A 3746-nucleotide genomic window follows, 5' to 3' on the forward strand; every position below is an offset into this window, starting at 1 on the left:
GCTGAAGAGGGCGTCAACGGGACCGTCGCCGGTGGCGAACGACTCCTTCACCTCGCCTGTTCGCATGTGGCGCACACGTACGGCCGCTTCGGGAGCACCAGTGGATTTCGACGCTACCTCGAAATGCTCGAGCTCGAGGTGCGCCTCATTCGGCCCGGTTCTTTCTGCCCCTACGATGTAATACAGATCCTGCTCGTTCACTTCCTTCTTCCTGTCGGCAAGCTCGACAAAGCGTTTGTAGACCGCTTCCCTCTCTTCCTCCGCTATCTGAAGACCCAGCTTGTCCAGTCGGCTGAAAAGCCCGTGGCGACCCGAGTGGCGACCGAGCCGAATCGCCTCGATCGATTGGCCTACGTCTTCCGCTCGCATGATCTCATACGTGTCGCGCCGCTTAAGCACTCCGTCCTGGTGAATGCCCGCCTCATGGCTGAACGCGTTTCGACCCACAACCGCCTTGTTCGGCTGAACCGAAAATCCAGTGAACGTCGATACCATTTTGCTGGTCGCGGTGAGTAGGCGCGTATCGATACCGGTATGCAAACCGAATCGATCCTCACGAACACGCAGCGCCATGGCAATTTCTTCAAGGGCCGCATTGCCGGCACGCTCGCCGATACCGTTGAGCGTACACTCGATCTGACGGGCGCCCGCGAGTGCTCCTGAAAGCGAGTTGGCGACCGCCAGGCCGAGATCGTCGTGACAGTGCGTGGAGAGAACCACGTGCTCCGGAATCGTGCAGCGGCGACGCAGCGCCTCAAACAGTGCTGCATACTCTGACGGGATGCAGTAGCCGGTCGTGTCCGGAATATTGATCGTCGTCGCACCCGCGTCTATCGCCGCCTGTACGACCTCAGTCAGGTAGTCTATTCCCGATCGTCCGGCATCTTCGGCGCTGAACTCCACATCGTCCGTGAACGTGAGCGCATACTGAACGGCCTCCGTTGCCATGCGCTTGACCGTAGCTCTCTTCTCCTCAAGCGTCTTTCCATAACGATCATCGCCGAACTTGCTCTGAAGATGGATGTCGCTCGTGGCGATGAACGTGTGGATCCGGGTTCGATGACCACCATCGAGTGCCTCGCCGGCCTTCCTGATGTCCTTCGTCGTCGCCCGGGCCAGACCACAGATCGTCGGACCCTCGACCTCATGTGCAATGCGTTGGACTGCATCGAATTGCGCGGGCGACGAAATCGGGAAGCCGGCTTCGATGACATCCACCCCGAGCCTGGCGAGCTGATGGGCGAGTTCCACCTTCTCCGGTATCGTCATGGATGCCCCCGGAGCCTGTTCGCCGTCTCGCAGCGTTGTGTCAAAAATGATAACGCGGTCTGGATCTTTGATAGTCATCTCAGTCATGCTGTTCATAGGTGTGAGTACAGTTGCTCGGCGAGCAAAACCTGATCGTCCGGAAGTGAGTCGCCGGCGACCTGCCGCGCCACTGCCGCGCCCATCTGCCTGGTTGTGACGAGGTGCGCACCCGGCTTCGCCATGTCCGCCGTGCGAAGTCCGGCTGCAAGCGACGCTGCTACTGCGATTTGAACAGCAGCCGATGCATCGGATTCGTGCAACGAGTCCAGCATCATGACCACACTCAGGATTGCAGCAAGTGGATTCGCCTTCCCCGTCCCGACTATGTCTGGTGCACTCCCGTGCACAGGTTCGAACAGCCCGGTTGTGCCGCCGAGACTGGCGGACGGCAGCATGCCCAGTGAGCCCGGCAGCGTGCCCGCCAGATCCGACAGAATGTCACCGAACATATTCCCCGTAAGAATGACGTCGAATTGTCGGGGGTTGCGCACAAGTTGCATGGCCGCGTTGTCGACATACAGATGCTGTAGCTCGACGTCAGCGAATTCTGCCGCGTGCACCGAACTGACAACGTCTCGCCACAGACGCGATACCCCGAGGACGTTGGCTTTGTCGACCGATGTCACCTTCCTGCGGCGGCGCCGGGCCAACTTGAATGCCTCGCGCGCTACGCGCTCCACCTCGGCACGCGTGTACTCCATGACATTGCCGGCCTGATCTACGCGACCATCGTCACAAGTGGGATTCTCGAACGACGCGCCGAAGTAGATTCCGCCTGTCAATTCGCGTACGACCACCAGGTCGACTCCGGTTACCAACTCCGGCCGAAGCGGCGACGCGGATTCTACACTGTCACTCACGACCACGGGTCGCAGATTGACGAATACGCCGAGCTCCTTGCGAAGGCCAAGCAGGGCACGCTCCGGTCGCTGCTCTGGCGAGACATGATCCCACGTCGGCCCGCCAACGGCACCGAGCAGTACGGCATCGGAGTTCCGACAGGCCTCCAGGGTCGCCGCCGGAAGAACGTCGAGTCCGGCGGCAAGCGCCGCACCGCCCACCGGATGCTCGTGTGTCTCCACAACAAATCCGAAACGGTTTGCGGCTGCTTCGAGCACGCGCACCGCCTCACGCGTCACTTCCGGACCAATGCCGTCGCCGGGCAGCAGAGCAAGTCGATATATTCGTTTTCCGGTACTCACGCGATTCTCTTGATCAGCTCGCCGCTCTCACTTCGACAGGTGAAGCGACGGTGTCCTCAGGTCCAGACTTCTTGAGCCAGCTCATCATCGTTCGCAGCTTCTTGCCGACCTTCTCCACCGGGTGGTCCGCAGATGCGGCACGAAGCCGCTGCATGTTCGCTCCGCCGGCCTCACACTCGGCAATCCACTCGCGCGCGAATGATCCGTCCTGTACTTCGCTCAGAATCTTCTTCATCTCCGCTTTGACCGCGTCGGTGATCACCCGCGGTCCCCTCGAATAGCCGCCGTACTCGGCCGTGTCGCTCACCGAGTAGTTCATGTATTCCAGACCACCCTCGTAGTAGAGGTCGACAATGAGCTTCAGCTCGTGCAAGCACTCGAAGTACGCAAGCTCCGGCGGGTATCCGGCTTCCGTGAGCGTCTCAAACCCGGCCTTTATGAGTGCCTCCGATCCACCGCAGAGCACGGCCTGCTCACCGAACAGATCCGTCTCCGTCTCATCCTTGAAGTTTGTCTCGATCACTCCCGCGCGTGTTCCACCGATCGCACCCGCATAGCTCAATGCGAGATCCCGTGCCCGCCCCGATGCATCCTGGTGAACGGCCACCAGGCACGGCACACCCTTGCTCTCGGTGTACGTGCGGCGCACGAGATGGCCCGGTGACTTCGGGGCAACCATGAAGACGTCAACTCCGTCTGGAGCCTCAATCTGCCCGTAGTGAATGTTGAAACCGTGGCCAAATCCGAGCGCCTTTCCCGGCGTCATGTGAGGTTCAATGTCCGCGTAGTAGACGCGCCGCTGATCCTGATCAGGGATCAAGATCATGATCACGTCGCCCCATGCCGCGGCGTCCGACACTGATGCGACCGCGAGGCCGCGCGACGCACACTTCGCCTCTGAAGCAGAGTTCGGTCGCAGCCCGACGACAACATCCACGCCGCTCTCGTGCAGATTGAGCGCATGGGCATGACCCTGGCTTCCGTACCCGATCACGGCCACCTTCTTTGACCTGATCAGTTGCGGGTCCGACTCGTAGTAAACCTTCATCGTATCCTGTTCTGGTGATTATCGCTGATCCGTGTTCGTTCAATCTCCGAAGACGAGCGCGCGTCGCATCGCCACCCGACCGCTGCGCGCAATCTCCTGAATCCCGTGCGGCTCCATCATGCCGACAAACGCGTTGATCTTTGTCGTCGGACCGGTCAATTCGAACGTCATCGTATCGGGTGTGATAT

At 60.4% G+C, this 3746-nt stretch carries 4 protein-coding genes; all 4 read right to left on the reverse strand.

What is annotated here, in order from left to right; translation table 11 throughout:
• The coding region (locus HKN37_12875) for a 2-isopropylmalate synthase (GenBank protein NNE47540.1) at positions 1 to 1347 on the reverse strand (1347 nt) is incomplete at its 3' end.
• Positions 1348 to 1361: 14 nt separating this feature from the next.
• The gene (gene leuB, locus HKN37_12880) at positions 1362 to 2492 is read right to left on the reverse strand and encodes a 3-isopropylmalate dehydrogenase (protein NNE47541.1); all 1131 of its coding nucleotides are present in this window, start codon (positions 2490 to 2492) and stop codon (positions 1362 to 1364) included.
• Between the two features lie 31 nt (positions 2493 to 2523).
• Positions 2524 to 3558 carry a ketol-acid reductoisomerase gene (gene ilvC, locus HKN37_12885; GenBank protein NNE47542.1) on the reverse strand — a complete coding sequence of 345 codons (1035 nt, stop codon included), beginning with the start codon at positions 3556 to 3558 and terminating at the stop codon, positions 2524 to 2526.
• A gap of 39 nt (positions 3559 to 3597) precedes the next feature.
• A partial coding sequence (locus HKN37_12890; protein NNE47543.1) for an acetolactate synthase small subunit occupies positions 3598 to 3746 on the reverse strand: 149 nt, incomplete at its 5' end.

This window comes from Rhodothermales bacterium, from assembly GCA_013002345.1.
GTDB lineage: Bacteria > Bacteroidota > Rhodothermia > Rhodothermales > JABDKH01 > JABDKH01.

Bases quoted from the DNA above. Each gene is read 5' to 3' on its own strand.
- ilvC (NNE47542.1), bottom strand. From the start codon at position 3,558: ATGAAGGTTTACTACGAGTCGGACCCGCAACTGATCAGGTCAAAGAAG.